Source organism: Blautia glucerasea, from assembly GCF_020537505.1.
GTDB lineage: Bacteria > Bacillota > Clostridia > Lachnospirales > Lachnospiraceae > Blautia_A.
This window is the reverse complement of record NZ_JAJBMO010000005.1, coordinates 180,477-195,603: the sequence shown is the minus strand read 5'-3', so window position 1 is coordinate 195,603 and position 15,127 is coordinate 180,477. Positions and strand designations below refer to the sequence as shown.

General features: G+C 39.5%; 19 protein-coding genes. 15 read left to right on the top strand and 4 right to left on the bottom strand.

The window, feature by feature from the left end; genetic code table 11:
- Nucleotides 1–167 precede the first annotated feature (167 nt).
- Entirely contained in the window at nucleotides 168–1,091 is a 924-nt protein-coding gene (locus LIQ05_RS06605) for an Abi family protein (RefSeq protein WP_226819559.1), read from the bottom strand.
- A gap of 32 nt (nucleotides 1,092–1,123) precedes the next feature.
- Nucleotides 1,124–1,768 carry a helix-turn-helix domain-containing protein gene (locus LIQ05_RS06600; RefSeq protein ID WP_173905316.1) on the bottom strand — a complete coding sequence of 215 codons (645 nt, stop codon included), beginning with the start codon at nucleotides 1,766–1,768 and terminating at the stop codon, nucleotides 1,124–1,126.
- A gap of 159 nt (nucleotides 1,769–1,927) precedes the next feature.
- Between LIQ05_RS06600 and LIQ05_RS06595 the strand changes: the two genes are divergently transcribed.
- The 11 genes from LIQ05_RS06595 to LIQ05_RS06545 all read left to right on the top strand — a co-directional run bounded on the left by LIQ05_RS06595 (nucleotide 1,928) and on the right by LIQ05_RS06545 (nucleotide 10,081).
- Complete coding sequence (locus LIQ05_RS06595; protein WP_117449617.1) at nucleotides 1,928–2,116, top strand: helix-turn-helix transcriptional regulator; 189 nt, start codon at nucleotides 1,928–1,930, stop codon at nucleotides 2,114–2,116.
- 11 nt (nucleotides 2,117–2,127) lie between these two features.
- Nucleotides 2,128–3,192, top strand: coding sequence for a site-specific integrase (locus LIQ05_RS06590; RefSeq protein ID WP_226819558.1), 1,065 nt, complete (start codon nucleotides 2,128–2,130; stop codon nucleotides 3,190–3,192).
- Nucleotides 3,192–3,557 carry a plasmid mobilization protein gene (locus tag LIQ05_RS06585; protein WP_226819557.1) on the top strand — a complete coding sequence of 122 codons (366 nt, stop codon included), beginning with the start codon at nucleotides 3,192–3,194 and terminating at the stop codon, nucleotides 3,555–3,557. The genes LIQ05_RS06590 and LIQ05_RS06585 overlap by 1 nt, the downstream gene beginning before the upstream one ends.
- Before the next feature lie 105 nt (nucleotides 3,558–3,662).
- Complete coding sequence (locus LIQ05_RS06580) at nucleotides 3,663–4,676, top strand: AAA family ATPase (protein WP_154314975.1); 1,014 nt, start codon at nucleotides 3,663–3,665, stop codon at nucleotides 4,674–4,676.
- A 70-nt stretch (nucleotides 4,677–4,746) separates the two neighbouring features.
- Nucleotides 4,747–4,980 carry a complexin-2 gene (locus LIQ05_RS06575; protein ID WP_118314504.1) on the top strand — a complete coding sequence of 78 codons (234 nt, stop codon included), beginning with the start codon at nucleotides 4,747–4,749 and terminating at the stop codon, nucleotides 4,978–4,980.
- 171 nt (nucleotides 4,981–5,151) lie between these two features.
- Nucleotides 5,152–5,373: a DUF5348 domain-containing protein gene (locus tag LIQ05_RS06570; RefSeq protein WP_154314976.1), complete on the top strand. Its 222-nt coding sequence runs from the start codon at nucleotides 5,152–5,154 to the stop codon at nucleotides 5,371–5,373.
- A gap of 195 nt (nucleotides 5,374–5,568) precedes the next feature.
- Nucleotides 5,569–6,963, top strand: coding sequence for a plasmid recombination protein (locus LIQ05_RS06565; protein ID WP_226819556.1), 1,395 nt, complete (start codon nucleotides 5,569–5,571; stop codon nucleotides 6,961–6,963).
- A 170-nt stretch (nucleotides 6,964–7,133) separates the two neighbouring features.
- Nucleotides 7,134–7,913: a hypothetical protein gene (locus LIQ05_RS06560; RefSeq protein WP_226819555.1), complete on the top strand. Its 780-nt coding sequence runs from the start codon at nucleotides 7,134–7,136 to the stop codon at nucleotides 7,911–7,913.
- Nucleotides 7,914–7,986: 73 nt separating this feature from the next.
- On the top strand, nucleotides 7,987–8,454 hold the full coding sequence (locus LIQ05_RS06555; RefSeq protein WP_118314506.1) for a hypothetical protein: 468 nt from the start codon (nucleotides 7,987–7,989) through the stop codon (nucleotides 8,452–8,454).
- A gap of 86 nt (nucleotides 8,455–8,540) precedes the next feature.
- The gene (locus LIQ05_RS06550) at nucleotides 8,541–9,020 is read left to right on the top strand and encodes an MGMT family protein (protein ID WP_226819554.1); all 480 of its coding nucleotides are present in this window, start codon (nucleotides 8,541–8,543) and stop codon (nucleotides 9,018–9,020) included.
- 107 nt (nucleotides 9,021–9,127) lie between these two features.
- Nucleotides 9,128–10,081: a helix-turn-helix domain-containing protein gene (locus LIQ05_RS06545; RefSeq protein ID WP_019163205.1), complete on the top strand. Its 954-nt coding sequence runs from the start codon at nucleotides 9,128–9,130 to the stop codon at nucleotides 10,079–10,081.
- Nucleotides 10,082–10,659: 578 nt separating this feature from the next.
- On the opposite strand, the gene LIQ05_RS06540 is transcribed toward LIQ05_RS06545, so the two are convergent.
- Together LIQ05_RS06540 and LIQ05_RS06535 are read right to left on the bottom strand one after the other, a co-directional pair.
- Entirely contained in the window at nucleotides 10,660–11,538 is an 879-nt protein-coding gene (locus LIQ05_RS06540) for a MerR family transcriptional regulator (RefSeq protein ID WP_226819553.1), read from the bottom strand.
- 111 nt (nucleotides 11,539–11,649) lie between these two features.
- Nucleotides 11,650–12,195: a helix-turn-helix domain-containing protein gene (locus LIQ05_RS06535; RefSeq protein ID WP_226819552.1), complete on the bottom strand. Its 546-nt coding sequence runs from the start codon at nucleotides 12,193–12,195 to the stop codon at nucleotides 11,650–11,652.
- A 173-nt stretch (nucleotides 12,196–12,368) separates the two neighbouring features.
- Here LIQ05_RS06535 and LIQ05_RS06530 point away from each other — a divergent pair, with 173 nt between their 5' ends.
- The 4 genes from LIQ05_RS06530 to LIQ05_RS06515 all read left to right on the top strand — a co-directional run bounded on the left by LIQ05_RS06530 (nucleotide 12,369) and on the right by LIQ05_RS06515 (nucleotide 15,114).
- Entirely contained in the window at nucleotides 12,369–12,563 is a 195-nt protein-coding gene (locus LIQ05_RS06530) for an ICEBs1 excisionase (protein ID WP_087213505.1), read from the top strand.
- A 14-nt stretch (nucleotides 12,564–12,577) separates the two neighbouring features.
- Complete coding sequence (locus LIQ05_RS06525; RefSeq protein WP_226819551.1) at nucleotides 12,578–13,642, top strand: site-specific integrase; 1,065 nt, start codon at nucleotides 12,578–12,580, stop codon at nucleotides 13,640–13,642.
- Complete coding sequence (locus LIQ05_RS06520) at nucleotides 13,639–14,016, top strand: plasmid mobilization protein (protein WP_226819550.1); 378 nt, start codon at nucleotides 13,639–13,641, stop codon at nucleotides 14,014–14,016. The genes LIQ05_RS06525 and LIQ05_RS06520 overlap by 4 nt, the downstream gene beginning before the upstream one ends.
- Nucleotides 14,017–14,115: 99 nt before the next feature.
- Nucleotides 14,116–15,114, top strand: coding sequence for an AAA family ATPase (locus LIQ05_RS06515; RefSeq protein WP_226819549.1), 999 nt, complete (start codon nucleotides 14,116–14,118; stop codon nucleotides 15,112–15,114).
- Nucleotides 15,115–15,127 lie beyond the last annotated feature (13 nt).

Below are 15,127 nucleotides of genomic sequence, written 5' to 3'. Positions count from 1 at the left end.
ACGGAAAATAATAGAGGAGCTGGTAAACCAACTCCTCTAAAAAATATGCCCTTGAGCCACGTAGGTCATCAAGGTACTTTCAATTATATTGTATGCTGACTAAAGTATTCTTAATCAGTGAATATATCATACAGAATTCTCATCGTTTTGTCAAGTTATAAATTGAATTAGTTCAATGTTTTTAAACGTCGCCAATTATTTGGAATTCCCATTATATTTCGTATTTTTCTAATTGGAATAGTTGAAAGATCCTTTGACAATTCATCAAATAAATCTTCAATTTGCTTGATATATTCATTATAACGCGTTTTACTAAGTACCATTTTAAAAGCAATCATCACTGCAAAGTAGTTATTGGTATTATTTGTGTTTATATGAAAATAATGAAAATAATTGTTATTACATAAATAGGCGTATGATAAATAAGAATACATTCGTTCATCGTGTGCACAACGATTTCTAAAAGTAGAAAGAAAAAATAAGCAACTGGCTAACTGGTTTTCTCGCAGACCCCATTTCATTCTACGTGCAACGTCCTCACGTTCTTTTTGTAACATATTAGAGTAAAATTTACTAATGTCTCCCATGGAAATTGAATTAACCAATACCCATAAAGGAATATAATTTTTTCCGTTGACATAATGCGATATGGATAAATCTTTGTCAATGTTCGAATTGATTTTACGATATAAGTTACTCAATAAATCACATACTTGACTGTATTTTTGGATTCCTTGGGTATCAAAATTTTCAAGTTTGAGATAATTCTTATGTCCGTGAGCTTTTGAAAAAGAATAAGCTATAAGAGATTTTGCTTGTTTTTCTACTTCAAGTATATACTCAATGGTAATTATACGTAGTTTTCGATCAAATTCATATAATGCATGTATTTCTTCTAAGGTAGTACCGGAAATATATTTTTCGTAAGTAGTTCCCGTTTGGAGAAAGGGTTCTTTATAGCCATTAACAAGATTATAATAATTTATTGTTCGTATAGTTTGTTTTGCCCATTTTTTATTTTTTATTATAACTCCTCGGCTTTTTAGAATTCCAATTTGAATTCTGGTATCTCTGAAAATCTTTTCGCTCATGTTAGTCTCCTCTATATTTTAAATAAGAAATATCAGTAATTAGGATTTACTTTCACTTTAATGCCATCAGAAGTGTCAAGCAATATCTGACTTCTCTGCAATTCCAATTCCACTTTTTCTTTTGTCTCGGCTATCTCATCTATAGCTGCCTGTGTAGCTTCATTTGGATTATCTCCAGCGGATTTCAAAGCACTCTGGTAGATGTAATTCATCTTTTCCCATTTCAACAAGTCATTAAACACCTTATAACTTCTGATATTCAACAAAGCGTCCTGCAAGGACAGGGTATGTGTCTTCCCTCTGGCCGTATATCCGATTTCAAGATAAGAAGAAAGAACCGGATTCAGATGGATGGATACAGTATCATCTTTTAACATCTCGTCTTCCCCTCGCTCTCCGCTGATCTGGAGGATACCAGAATTACAAAGCACCATAAGTACGCCCATCAGATCACCGACTGTTTCCAGACGAAGTCCGGCAGTATCACTGCCATTCAAAGCATTATAACTGACACCGAGTGCAACTGCAATTTTCTCTAACTGAGGAGGTTGTGGCTGCATTTTATTGGTTTCGTATTTTCGGATAGAAACCGGATGGATACCGGTCAGCTCAGCCAGTTTATCTTGCGTGATTCCGATTTGTTTTCTGCAGTATTTGATTTTTTCTCCTATGGTCATGCTTATCGTCCTCCATGTATCGAGATGGCTACATTATACCATGTTTGAAATAATTTTTCTACTGGCATTTCAAAACACTTGACAATAGCGAAGTCGCTACATATAATGGAGGTATAAAAAGTAGCGATAACGCTATAAACAGAAAAGGAGGATGCATATATGGCAGAAAACAACAAGATTTATATTACTGCAAATGAACTCGCAGAAATGCTGGGTGTTTCTGTAGGTCATGCTTACAAGCTTATTCGTAAGCTGAATCAGGAACTGGAAAAAGAGGGATTTCTGGTGATTGCGGGCAAAGTTCCCAGACGCTATTTTGAAAAACGCTGGTATGGTTTCAGTGCATAGGAGGTGGTCGAATGAAAGCGGAAAAAGACAAGAAAACAGGAAAATGGTTGATTCAGTATCGTTATACGGATTGGCAGGGGAAACGCCGGAAATCCACTAAAAGAGGTTTTGCGACCAAAAGAGAGGCGGAGGAATGGCTTCGAAATTTCCTTATTACGCAAAAAGCGGACTTTGATATGAAGTTTGAGGATTTTTGGAAGATATATTGTGCAGATATGGAGACTCGTCTGCGGGAGCATACCATGAGAACGAAAAAGTATATTGTGGAGCTGAAAATTCTCCCGTATTTCGGGAATAAGCGGGTAAATGATATTACTGCAGCTGACATCCGGCAATGGCAGAATGAGTTGATTAAAATGGGGTACTCACCCACTTATCTGAAAACAATCAATAATCAGTTGAGCGCAATCTTTAATTATGCGGTTCGATATTACGATTTGAAAAGCAATCCCTGTGCAAAAGCCGGAAGTATGGGTAAGAGCAAGGCAGAAGAAATGGATTTCTGGACAGGAGAGGAATTTAGAAAGTTTATCGACAGTGTTATGAATAAAAGGCTTTCTTATATGGCATTTATGATCTTGTACTGGACGGGAATGCGTTTGGGAGAACTTCTAGCTCTGAATCCGAAAGATGTAGATTTGGAAAAGAGAACAATTTCCATCACAAAATCATACCAACGTCTTGGCAAGAAAGATGTAATCACACCACCAAAGACATCGAAGAGCAAGAGAGTGATTACCATTCCAGAGTTTCTGGCTGCAGATATCAAAGATTATATGGACAGCTTATATGACCTGCAGGAGGATGACAGACTGTTTCCCATTACAAAATATTATCTGGAGCATGAAATGCAGCGAGGAATTAAAGAAAGTGGCGTAAAACGGATAAGAGTACACGATTTAAGGCATTCCCATGCAAGTATGCTGATTGAACTGGGATTTTCACCGCTGGAGATTGCAAATCGGCTCGGGCATGAAAAGGTGGAAACTACGCTGAATACCTACGCACATCTTTATCCAAACAAGCAGACAAAACTGGCTGAACGGCTGGACAGTGAATACAGGGAGGATTTGTAATGAGTGGATTAGATAAAGATAGAAAACGCAATCAGACAGTTTGTTTTCGAATGACACCTGAGGAACGCAGAGAATTAGAAGCGCGCATTAAAGTGAGTGGACTGCCGAAAGGAAAATATTTCATTCAGTCTGTACTACATCAGGAAGTAAAGATTGCGGTTGGTAAATATCAAAGTGATCGGTTAAGCCTTGAAATAAGGCGGTTGTGGGAACGTCTGGAACATCTGGAAACAGAGGATTTGTATGAGGTGCTGGCAGATTGCCGGGCATTAATGCAACAGGTAATTGAAATCACTGGTGATGATTGTTCAGTAACATGGAAAGCAAGTGATTTTAAAACAGAGATATTGGAAGATGAAAAGTAAAAGCCTTTAAGTGTCGGCAAACACCTAAAGGCGGAGACTTGGTAGAAAATCCAAATCAAATACTAAGGTTATTCTACCAAAGTCTCCACTTTCTTTCAACAGAAAATGGAGGTAATTTTGGATAACAGAAGAGATGAACCGAATTTAAAACTGATAAATATGGAACAGGTAGAGGTAGAAAAAATAGATTGGCTGCTTTATCCCTTTATTCCCTTTGGGAAAGTTACGATCGTGCAGGGAGATCCCGGTGAGGGCAAGACCACAATGGTGCTGCAGATTATTGCAAAGCTGACAAAAGGCGAGGCAGTATTACCATCGGGCAGTGATGAACCAGCCTTGGAGGAAAAAACAATGGATCTGGAGCCGGTAAATGTAATTTATCAGACTGCAGAGGATGGGTTGGGCGATACCATTAAGCCTCGACTTCTTTCAGCAGGTGCAGACTGTTCCAGAGTGATGGTAATTGATGATAACGATCAGGCGTTGACTATGATGGATGCCAGATTAGAAGAAGCTATCATAAAGACAAAAGCACGCCTTGTAGTTTTAGACCCGATACAGGGTTTTCTGGGGGCTGCTGTAGATATGCACAGGGCAAATGAAATTCGCCCCTTGATGAAGCGTGTAGCGGTGCTTGCTGAGAAATATCATTGTGCGATTATTTTGATTGGTCATATGAACAAAAACAGTAATGGGAAATCGTCATACCGTGGACTTGGCTCTATTGATTTTCAAGCGGCAGCCAGAAGCGTACTGATTGTCGGAAGAATCAAGGATGAACCAGAAATTCGTGTGGTGTGTCATGTGAAAAGTTCCCTTGCACCGGAAGGAAAATCCATTGCATTTCGTTTGGATAAAGATACTGGATTTGAATGGATTGGGGAATATGACATCAGTGCAGATGATTTGTTAAGCGGAGACAACCGGGGGCAGAAAATTCACGAAGCAAAGGAATTTTTAAAGGAAATTTTGGTATCCGGTTCTGTAGCCCAGACAAAGGTGGCAGAAGAAGCAGAAAGTCGGGGGATTAAAAAGAAAACACTATGGAATGCGAAGAAGGAACTGGAAATTGAGTCTGTGAAGATTGGTAATCAGTGGTTCTGGATGTTGCCTGAATAGTATTGGGAAGATGGCAAGATTACCATCTCTTTAAGAACAGGGAATCTTGCTATCTTGAAAGGAGCTATGAATGAAAAATGTACAAGTACCGCAGCAATTATTTATGAAACTGCTCCGATATCATCTGCTTGATGATGATAGTTGTGCCGACGATGTGAAAAAAGGATTGGAGCAGAAAATGAACACTATGGTGGAACGTGAATTATATACGAAATCAAAAACCGCTCCAACAGAGGAAGAACGGGAAAAAGCTCGCCAGGAGTATCTGGACAGGCGAGGAATACAGGCTGACTTTCGATGGTAATTCTTCTTTGGATGCCATATGACAGGGGCGTGGCACGCTCCTGTATAAATGGCAGACAAGGAAAAGTTGCAGATGTGAGGACGGAAGTTTTTGTAAGACATCTGAAAGGAAGCCATGATTCAGGGCATCCTTGGTAGGGATTTTGAATGTATCTGGAAAGGAGACTGGACAATGAGAGAGGGAAGACTTGGTTACAACAGTAGTAGCGAAAGATATGGCATCTTGTTATCGGACTTATGGATTGATACCGGATTGCATTGTGGGGAATGCCTGCAGATTTTGCTGGATGGCAGATGGGTACAGACCCGGATGGAAATGGATGCTGAGCGGAACTGGTATCTGGTGGGCACACCGTATCGTGGTGACCTGGAATATATTCAGGCAAGGATATAACAGGGCACAGACATACCGACCGAAGGGAAGAAAAGCTCCTGGCAGGGCGCAAGGGTACTTTTGATGGACGGTACGGCTGTCGAAAGTGCCTTTGCGTTACTTTTGACAAAAGTAACAAAACCGCCCTAACGGGCATGAATACAATTTATGTGCCGTATCCGGCACTATTTAGAGAATGTGAGGTGAAAAAATAGGATGATGAAAAGAACAATCAGCGGTATGACAGGAACAGGTTCTCTTGCGCATAACAGAAGGGATTTTATTGCAGAAAATGTTAATCAGAACAGAGTATATCTGAACATTTGTTACCGGGATGAAAATCTGAAGGATGTTTACAAAGAACTGTTTGATGAATCGGTAGAACGGTATAATGTCGGGAAAAGAAATGATCGGAAGATTACGAATTATTATGATAAGATTCAGCATGGAAAGCAGGAGAAGTTGTTCCATGAAGTAATTTTCCAGATTGGAAATAATAAAGATATGGCTGCCGGGACACCAGAGGGAGATCTTGCGGTGAAAGTATTGGATGAATATATGCAGGATTTTCAGAGACGAAATCCAACACTCCGGGTATTTTGCTGCTATCTGCATCAGGACGAAGCTACCCCACATCTACATATTGATTTTGTACCTTATGTGACCGGATGGAAGGGAAAAGGAATGGATACAAGAGTCTCGTTGAAACAGGCGTTGAAAAGCCTTGGATTTCAAGGCGGTGCCAAGCATGATACAGAATTGAATCAATGGATCAATCATGAAAAAGAAGTTCTGGCAGAGATTATGGAGCGGCATGAAATCGAATGGGAGCAGAAAGGAACTCATGAAGAACATCTGGATGTGTATAATTTTAAGAAGAAGGAACGTGCAAAAGAAATAAAGGAGCTGGAGCAGAAAATAGAAAATTTGACAGCAGATGTAGAAGCGACAGAATCAGATATAAAGGCGCTTAATCAGGAAAAAGCTGATGCAGAAAAAGCCAGAGATCAAGTCAGGGAAAGCAAAGAACAGGCGGACAAAGAACTGAAGCATATGGAGAAGCAACGGAATCAGTTACAGCCAATCATAAATAGTATTGATAAGGAATTAAAGAATTCCGGGCAAATTAAATTAGTGTTGCCAGAAGTCGGGGCACTGGAACTGGCGTCTACATACCGCAATAAAAAGATTAAACCTCTGTTCGCTAAGATGAAGAATTATATTGCAGGATTAGCTGCAAAGGTGATAGAACTTTCCAGAGAAGCAGAAAAATGGAGAGATAAATATCAGCAGTTGAAGAAAGATTATGATGATCTAGAAAAGGATGCTGATAAGGTGGCGGATATGTGCAATCAGTTGTGTGATGATGTAGATAAGCTGGAAGTAATATCAGATAAATATAAAAGAGCACTACGGATATTTGGCAGTGATACTATAGAGTCGGCAATTTGGCGTGATATTCAGAAGGAAAAAGCACTGGAAGAACAAAAACGAAAAGAGCAGATGCCGAGAAAACTGAGTGACAGGCTGCAATGGGGCAGAGAAAGAAGCCAGGAGCACAATATGCAGCAGAAGAAAAATAAAATCAAACACAAAGAAATGGAGTTGTGAGAATATGAAAAAACATATATAGGATGCGAACGATATGTAAGTTAGCTACATTATAGTAAGCACAGAGAGCAGTCGGAAGGCTGTTCTTTTGCTAATATAAGAATGGTGTTTGGAATGTGAGTGTGATAAAATGAGAAAAAGACAGATGGTGTTTAGCAAGGAGATATGTAATGTTTGGAACAGTTATTATAGATGCGTATAGAAAAGAAGAAACCTTGGAAATGGCAGATGCTATCGATGATTTATGTTCTCCGACAGATAACTACGGTTGGGCTTCGGCAGGAATTTATTGTTTTTGGGATTACTATGCGGAAGCAGTTCTCTATATTGGATTAGCAGGCGACCTAGCAGAAAGATTTAAACAGCATAATGGGATTTTACCAATTAAAGAGGGATCGAAACAAAAACAAATTGAAGATTATTTTTCAAGAAATGAACGATTGGGTTACACAATATTTGTGCAATCGCCGTTATCTCAACCGTTGGTTCATAGAAACAGAAAAGTGTATGAGAAATTTGCAAAGCAGCAGAACTCTCCAATTGAGGATATGTTAAGTGAGCAAGGACGAGATGATATAAAGAGAGTAGAAGGCATATTAATTGAGTCATTCCGAAGAAAGTATGGTCATTTTCCTCTATGGAATAGTATGGGTGGTTCTATGGTGGGACAAACAAAAGTAATGGAGAACAATATTAATATTGTAAATAGTTTTTGTCAACCAGATAATTACGCAATAAATCCTATAGTATCACGCTCTACAATTCGAGAATTGTCTAGGAATCCAGAATGGGAATGGTACGAGAATTATTTGCATGCTGCAAGAATGAATTTACTTATATTAGGAATGGAATATGACGAAGCATTGGAGTTTATAAATAAAAATGATACACTTGGTACATATGAACGAATGAAGAAAAGCGGATATTTAAGAAAACGATTGATTGTTTAGATTTTTCTTCAAAATGAAAAATCGTAATTCAGTTTATAGAACTGAAAATTATCGGGAATCAAGAGGTGAATGTATGCATTTGGGATTTTCATATATTGGATTGATTTTTCTTATCATGTTGATGATTCCAAACTTATATTGGACGAAGAATCAGCCAAAGGATTACGAAAAATATGTACATAATGAAAACAAAATCTTGCTGTTGTTTGAGAGAGCCGGCGAAGTTTTAGTGACTTGTTTGTTGCTGATTTTCAGTGATTTTAATATTCAAGGTATTACAGCATGGATGATTTGGTTAATTGCTGCATTTGTGCTGATGATTATGTATGAATTATATTGGATACGATATTTTAAAAGTGAAAAGACGATGAAAGATTTTTATAGCAGTATAATGGGTATTCCTGTTGCAGGTGCTACTCTTCCAGTTATAGCGTGTTGTTTGATTGCTATATACGGACGAAACCCAATGTTATTCGTGTCTACAATAATACTGGGGGTAGGACATATTGGCATTCACTTAAACCATAGGAAAGAGTTATAAATTCTGGTTATGATAAGAAATTTACAAAAGTGTCTCATTGCATAAAATCGGAAAGATGTATATTCTTAGATCAGGAGGTGGTGGATATGGCTAATGAAGATAAGAAGGATTTTAATGCAATGCTGCAGGATAATAAAGATATGCCAAAGTTTCAGATAATCACGGATGTAAAGAGCATTGAAAAATATGGTGGAAACAAAATGTACTTTGCACCGCCCATTGCTTATGATGAAGTGATGAAAAAAATTCCATATGGTAAAGTGATTACAGTTGGAAAGATAAGAGAATTTTTTGCAAAAGAGAATGATGCAGATTTTACAGAACCTATAACTGCCGGAATTTTTGTATCTATTGCTGCCTGGGCAAGCCATCAGAGATTGAAAGATAAAACTCCTTACTGGAGAACGCTGAAAGCAAATGGTGAATTGAATGAAAAGTATCCCGGAGGTATCCAGACACAGAAAGTAAGACTGGAAGCAGAGGGACATATCATTATTCAAAAAGGCCGGAAAAATATCAGATATTACGTAAAAGATTACGAAAATTTTTTGTTTGAAATGGATTAATCTGTACCAGACACGCAATGTCTGGTGGAAAATCAGGTGATTCTCGGTTTGTGTCGTGGGATTTTTTGAAATAATTGGTAAGCTGTAGGTGAAAGAGAGGTAGAAACATGGACACAAAAAAGATAGGAGCTTTTTTGAAACAATGCCGTAAGGAAAAAAATCTTACACAAGAACAGCTTGCAGAAAAGTTTGGCGTATCGGCGAGAACCGTTTCCAGATGGGAGACAGGATCGAATATGCCGGATCTAAGTATATTGGTTGAACTTGCTGATTATTATGACATTGAAATAAAAGAGCTCCTGGATGGAGAAAGGAGTTCGACCATGAACAAAGAGATGAAAGAAACATTAAACAAAGTAGCTGATTATGAAGATTGGGTAAAGCAAAAAGCTTTAAAAGCCGGAAATCTTGCTTTTGCATCTATGTTCCTGATCAGTGTTGGAGCTATTATCATACAGCTTCTATTGGCAGTAAATCTTCGTCTGGTGCTGGGTGAAACGTTAATTGCTCTGGTAGGCGGAATTGTATATGCGTTTATTATGGTACATAATGGCATTTGGGATAAAGGCTTGTCTGCGAGAGAGGCACTATGGAGAGATTTCCTTACCAGTGTGATCTGTGCAGGAATTTTCTCTGTGTTTTATGGTATCTGCCTGAGAAGAATGGGGGCAACCGAGAAGCAAACGATATATTTCGCTTTACTTTTTCTGGGTGGAATTACAATCGTGGCATTTATTGTTCTCAGAGTATTATCATATTTTAACCGGAACAGACGCCGGATTTCAGTTAATGGGGAGCAAAGAGATATTCCAACGACAAAGACAGGCAGTACAAAAATTTACAACGCTAAAGATATAGTAGAAGCGGGAAGAATTATAGAACTTTTAAAAGAACAAGGAATTGCTGCTTTTTCACAGGAAGCGAGTGCAAGCGTCGCTATGCATGGTGCACCGGGATTTGGTATGTATGGTGTGGATGTATTGGTGGAAGGTGATGAAGCGAAAAAGGCAATACAGATTATCGAAGCCGCAGATGATTCTCAAAGCAAAGAAAAATTTTGACATTTCTATGGAACCGTGATAATATGATTATAGAAAAAGAGTGCTACCGATAGACGGTTAGTCCGATATAAAGTTAGACAAAAATTGCCGCTTAGTTTACCAGACTGGGGCGGCTATTTTTGTGGTTTATGATTATCCTTACCGAATGTGTATCCGATACTAAAGCAGGTTAAGCCGAAGCCCACTACTGCTATAAAATCTACAATACTCATTGGCTTAGCCCTCCTTTCCAGTGGATTCCCGTTCGGGTTTCTATGTAATCAGAGGGTCACAGTCCCTCTGCTGAAGGACTAACCGCCTACCGTTGTATGGTAGCACCCATGCACTGATTATAACAGTTGGAAAGTATGGCTGCAATAGATAATTAATGTGAGTACATTTTGAGTACAATTTTTATGTCAGTCAAAATGATGCCTGCGAATCTGGCGAATATAGTGATAATAAGTAGCGTAAACGCTATCAGAAGCATTGAAATTAAACTCCTGTGAGACGAGTTTGAGTAACAGACAGAACCCCGGAAATGCTGATAAAATGGGCATTTCCGGGGTCAATTTATGTCTTTTGGCTCTAAAATGGCTCTAATTGTTTTCTGTGCAGTTATTTTCGGAATAATAGCGGAAGGCTTTCACAATATATTCGCTGCTTCCTGCACCATGTTTTGTGTCAAATACTTTGCTAAGATAATCATTAGAATAAGTGTCGATCATCATCCGGCAATAATTTTCTGCACCTCCGATCAGAAGTTTTGGGGCAGTGGCCTGAGCGTTGGCTATGATTTCCTCTACAATGCTTTGAACCGGTTCCGAAGCTACATCTTCCCCTTTGTGAGAAGCCAGCTTAAGAAATTTGTCTTCTGTCCGCATTTCTTCCGGTATCTGTGAATACCAGTTCTCCATAATTTCAGAAAAATGCTCCAGATTATGCTTCATTTCTTCGGTATATTTTTCAATACTGCCAAACTGCTGGATGGCGAGTTTTGCCATATGTTCTTCATCATCTCTGATTTTCTGGATGAACATATCAAAATTTTCAATGCTTCCCCAGTGTTGAATGACAGTTTCGGTCTGATTGGATTTGAAATCTTCCAAAGCGTTGATGTAATCCGACAGATCAAATTCTTTAAAGCTCATACATTGTTCTCCTTTCTCAAGACGTTCGAGAAGCTGTATAAGCCGGTCAAGGCGATCCCGTTTCAGCAGGAATAGTTCTTTTTGCTTTTTAAAAGCAGCAATCCTGTCAAAATCTGGTTTCTCCAAAATCTCTTTTATTTCTTTTAGTGGAAATCCCAGCTCCTTAAAAAACAAGATTTGTTGTAAGATCTGCAATGTGTTATCGTCATACATTCGATAACCGGCTGCAGTGAGTTCACTTGGTTTCAGCAGTCCGATTTCATCATAGTATTGAAGTGTACGTATGCTGACGCCAGTCAGCTTTGCAACCTGACTTATACTTTTCATCAAAACAGCTCCTCTCGTTACAGGGAAAAACAGGAATGAGCGCCCACATCTGTTATTCCTTGAGAAAAGAATACAATATCACGCAACGTGAGAGTCAAGAGAATTTGACGATTATTTTTCAGGATATACTTTTACATCTATTCCAGAAACGCCTTTTTTGACGACAATATTTGTATCAACTAAATGCTGTTTGATTTGCTCACAGGTTTCGTTCATCTGTGCCACTTCCTGCTGGAATGCTTCTTCACTTGGAAATGCGTCTTTGGAGGCAAGCAGATTTTCCTGCCATTTCTTTGTTTTAGCAAATTTAGCCAGTCGGTCATTGATTGCCGGGTGCTTAAAACGGATATAGATTGTCTCTGGAATGATATTTCCGTCCTCATCTTTATCTCCGTCAATCTCCATATCTATTTGATCGTCCATTTTAAAAAGTAAGGTAAGCACATCAGAAGCAGTTTCTATATCAAAATCCGTAAAAACATTGATACTTACGCCTAAAGCGTTTGCAATTTTTAAAAGCTGGTCAGGCTTGGGATTACGGCTGCCCAGTTCATATTTACGGATCGTGGTTCCGTCTATGCCCGCCAGTTGTCCTAACATATTCTGTGAAATTCCTCGGATGTTTCGGAATGTTTTAATCTTTTCTCCTACTGTCATAAGGTGACTCCTTTCAGAGTGAATATAAATAATAGGGACATTTGTATTCTATCACATTCAAACGAAATAGGGAAGAAAAATTTAGGAACTATATTGACAAGGCACAAAAGAGCCTATATAATGAGGATGAAACAAGGCACAAATGTGCCTAATAAAAATAAGGAGGACACTGAATGGAGAAAACAAGAAAAATGTATGTAACAGCGGAAGAAGCAGCGGAGATACTTGGCGTGTCAACAGGTTATGCCTATAAGATTATACGGGGATTAAACGAAGAATTAAAAGAAAAAGGTTACCGGACGATCTGCGGCAAAGTTCCAACAAAGTATTTTGAAGAAAAGTTTTACGGTTTGACCGTAACAATGTAGAGAGGAGGTCTTTTATGCCGGCAACAAGAGACGGTAAGATGTGGCGCAGTCAGTTTTATTACAAAGACTGGCAGGGAGTGAGTCATAAGAAAAACAAGAGAGGCTTTAGAACAAAAGCGGAAGCAGAACAATGGGAGCGAGATTTCCTTCAGCAACAGCAGCGCAATCTGGACATCAATTTTGAAAACTTTGTTCAGATTTATTACGAAGATATGGAACATCGGCTGCGTGAAAATACCATGAGGACAAAGAAGTTTATCATTGATCTGAAAATTATTCCTTATTTCAAAAATAAGAAGATGAATGAAATTAAGGCTTCGGATGTACGAGCATGGCAAAATGCTCTCATGAAAAAGGGATATTCGCAGACCTATCTGAAAACTGTAAACAATCAGTTATCTGCTATTTTTAACTATGCAGTAAAATATTACGATTTGCGGGATAATCCATGCAGAAAGGCTGGAAGCATAGGGAAAAGCTGCGCCGGAGAAAGACAGTTCTGGACGAAGCAGGAGTTTAAACGATTTCTTGCAACTGTAGAAGATAAGCCGGAAGCAAGGATGGCTTTTCTACTTCTTTACTGGACAGGCATGAGGATTGGAGAATTACTTGCGTTGACCTATAACGATATTGATTTGGAAAAACGCACAATTTCAATCAATAAATCATATCAGCGTCTGGACGGCAGGGATATTATCACACCACCCAAGACTCCAAAAAGCAAACGTATCGTGACGATACCGCCATTTCTTGCAGAAGAATTACGGGATTATATGTCTCATCTATACGGGATTATGGCGGATGAGAGAATGTTCCGATTTACAAAGTCTTATATGGAACATGAAATTATCAGAGGGATTAAGGCTTCCGGTGTAAAGCGGATAAGGCTGCATGATTTACGCCACTCACATGCTTCTCTACTTGTGGAAATGGGCTTTACTCCATTGGCGATTGCGGATCGGCTGGGGCATGAGAAAATTGAAACCACGCTAAACACCTATTCGCATTTATATCCCAACAAACAGGGAGAACTTGCGGACAGACTGGAAATTGAAAATAACAAGGAGGACGAGGAATGAGCGGAGTTCATAAGTATCCGACAATCAGCTTTCGGATTTCAACCAGAGAAAGAGAAGAAATTGAAGCAAAGATTTTAGCAAGTGGAATGTCAAAAAGAGATTATTTTGTACGTTCCTGTATTTATAACCGGGTATGCGTAGTTGGAAAGAAAGAGCTGATCTATCGGTTGGTAGAGGAATTAAAGATTATGCAGACAAATATTCGTGAAGTGACAGATCAGTTTGAACAGGCAGAAATAACACTGTCAGAAGAAGGATTGCAGGACATGAAAAATGACTGCTTGGATATGCTGAAGGCGATTATCTGGCTGCTGGATGGCGCAAGTTACCTGTGGCAGGACAAAGAAAAAAGCCCCGACAGCGGCAACTGTTAGGGCTGTGATAACTGGGAAATTTCTGTTATCAACTATCACAATACGAGTATAACAGAGGTTCCCATTTGTGACAATCATTTTTTACAGTGGGAGGTTGAAATGCAGAATAAAAAATCAAAAACTGAACTACGATTGATTAACATGGAAAACGTAGCGGTAGAGCAGGTGGAATGGCTGCTCTATCCATTCATCCCGTATGGGAAAGTCACAATCATACAGGGAGATCCTGGAGAGGGGAAAACAACAATGGTGTTACAGATCATAGCAAAGCTGACAAAAGGCGAGCCTGTGCTGTCGATAAAAGACGGAGAGGAAGAACCCGCAGAAAAGGCAGACGAGCCAGTCAATGTGATCTACCAGACTGCAGAAGACGGGCTGGGAGATACTATAAAGCCCCGTCTTCTGGCGGCAGGGGCAGACTGTTCCAAAGTGCTTGTCATTGATGATAGTGAACAGCCGTTGACAATGTTAGATGAACGTCTGGAACAGGCAATCCAGCAGACAGACGCCCGTCTTGTAGTCTTAGATCCGATTCAGAGTTTTCTTGGAGCGGAAGTAGACATGCACCGGGCAAATGAAATCCGTCCACTGATGAAACGGGTATCTGTGCTGGCGGAAAAATATCACTGTGCGATTGTCCTGATCGGTCATATGAACAAGAACAGCACCGGAAAATCTTCATACAGGGGGCTTGGCTCCATTGACTTTCAGGCTGCGGCAAGGAGCGTTCTGATCGTAGGGCGTGTGAAGAACGAGCCGGAAACAAGAGTAGTTTGCCATGTAAAAAGCTCCCTTGCACCAGAGGGAAAATCAATCGCCTTCCGTTTGGACAAAGAAAACGGATTTGAGTGGAGCGGGGAATATGACATCAGTGCGGACGATCTGCTGAACGGCAATAACCGTGGACAGAAAATAAAAGAGGCGAAAGAGTTCCTGCTGGAGATATTGGCGGAAGGGGCAGTTGAACAAAATGTAATCCTTAAAGAGGCGGCAAGGCGTGGCATTAAAGGGAAAACACTCTGGAATGCGAAGAAGGCTCTAGGCATCCAGTCGATAAAACCCGGCGGACACTGGTCGTGGGTATTGCCGGAACAATAAATCAACATGGCAA

Coding starts and splice junctions, on each gene's coding strand:
- LIQ05_RS06515 (WP_226819549.1), top strand. CDS start 14,116: ATGCAGAATAAAAAATCAAAAACTGAACTACGATTGATTAACATGGAA.
- LIQ05_RS06565 (WP_226819556.1), top strand. CDS start 5,569: ATGATGAAAAGAACAATCAGCGGTATGACAGGAACAGGTTCTCTTGCG.
- LIQ05_RS06530 (WP_087213505.1), top strand. CDS start 12,369: ATGGAGAAAACAAGAAAAATGTATGTAACAGCGGAAGAAGCAGCGGAG.
- LIQ05_RS06595 (WP_117449617.1), top strand. CDS start 1,928: ATGGCAGAAAACAACAAGATTTATATTACTGCAAATGAACTCGCAGAA.
- LIQ05_RS06535 (WP_226819552.1), bottom strand. CDS start 12,195: ATGACAGTAGGAGAAAAGATTAAAACATTCCGAAACATCCGAGGAATT.
- LIQ05_RS06605 (WP_226819559.1), bottom strand. CDS start 1,091: ATGAGCGAAAAGATTTTCAGAGATACCAGAATTCAAATTGGAATTCTA.
- LIQ05_RS06575 (WP_118314504.1), top strand. CDS start 4,747: ATGAAAAATGTACAAGTACCGCAGCAATTATTTATGAAACTGCTCCGA.
- LIQ05_RS06545 (WP_019163205.1), top strand. CDS start 9,128: ATGGACACAAAAAAGATAGGAGCTTTTTTGAAACAATGCCGTAAGGAA.
- LIQ05_RS06525 (WP_226819551.1), top strand. CDS start 12,578: ATGCCGGCAACAAGAGACGGTAAGATGTGGCGCAGTCAGTTTTATTAC.
- LIQ05_RS06590 (WP_226819558.1), top strand. CDS start 2,128: ATGAAAGCGGAAAAAGACAAGAAAACAGGAAAATGGTTGATTCAGTAT.
- LIQ05_RS06520 (WP_226819550.1), top strand. CDS start 13,639: ATGAGCGGAGTTCATAAGTATCCGACAATCAGCTTTCGGATTTCAACC.
- LIQ05_RS06580 (WP_154314975.1), top strand. CDS start 3,663: ATGGAGGTAATTTTGGATAACAGAAGAGATGAACCGAATTTAAAACTG.
- LIQ05_RS06600 (WP_173905316.1), bottom strand. CDS start 1,768: ATGACCATAGGAGAAAAAATCAAATACTGCAGAAAACAAATCGGAATC.
- LIQ05_RS06550 (WP_226819554.1), top strand. CDS start 8,541: ATGGCTAATGAAGATAAGAAGGATTTTAATGCAATGCTGCAGGATAAT.
- LIQ05_RS06560 (WP_226819555.1), top strand. CDS start 7,134: ATGTTTGGAACAGTTATTATAGATGCGTATAGAAAAGAAGAAACCTTG.
- LIQ05_RS06585 (WP_226819557.1), top strand. CDS start 3,192: ATGAGTGGATTAGATAAAGATAGAAAACGCAATCAGACAGTTTGTTTT.
- LIQ05_RS06570 (WP_154314976.1), top strand. CDS start 5,152: ATGAGAGAGGGAAGACTTGGTTACAACAGTAGTAGCGAAAGATATGGC.
- LIQ05_RS06555 (WP_118314506.1), top strand. CDS start 7,987: ATGCATTTGGGATTTTCATATATTGGATTGATTTTTCTTATCATGTTG.
- LIQ05_RS06540 (WP_226819553.1), bottom strand. CDS start 11,538: ATGAAAAGTATAAGTCAGGTTGCAAAGCTGACTGGCGTCAGCATACGT.